1 protein-coding gene is annotated in these 525 nt (G+C 69.7%); it reads left to right on the top strand.

Translation table 11 applies throughout. From position 1 onward, the window contains the following. A partial coding sequence (locus G7A99_RS24450; protein ID WP_205600061.1) for an autotransporter-associated beta strand repeat-containing protein occupies nucleotides 1-525 on the top strand: 525 nt, incomplete at both ends.

Here is a 525-nt window from a genome sequence, read left to right as displayed (position 1 = left end):
CAGGGTAGCTACACCACCGACGAGCTCTCCAACGACGCGGTCAACCCGACGTTCGACGGCGGCACCCTGCAGGTGACCACCGATGCCGGCGTGACCAACGACTTCACCGTCACCGGCAACGGCGGCACCATCGACACCAATGGCCACGACTCGACATTCTCCGGGGCCATGAGCGGCAACGGCACCCTCAACAAGCGCGGCAACGGCACGCTCACCCTTACGGGAGACAACTCGGGCCTGACCGGCGATACCGTGGTGCACGCCGGAACCCTTGCCTTTTCGGGCGACGACGCCCTCGGCGGCGCCTCGGCCTCCCTCGTCATCGGCGATGCCACGGCGGAGGCGCTCGGCGGCGGGACACTGACCCACGACATCCGATTCGCGGCCACCGACGGGACATCCGTGTTCGACACCGGCGCCAACGACGTCACCCTCTCCGGCGCGGTCGGCGGGTCCAGCTGCCTGACCAAGAACGGCAGCGGCCGGCTCGACCTGCGCAGCGACGGCGCCAACGACGTCGGGGCC

The organism is Arhodomonas sp. KWT (genome assembly GCF_010993615.1).
The sequence above is the reverse complement of the archived record's forward strand: the minus strand, read 5'-3'. Positions and strand labels throughout refer to the sequence as shown.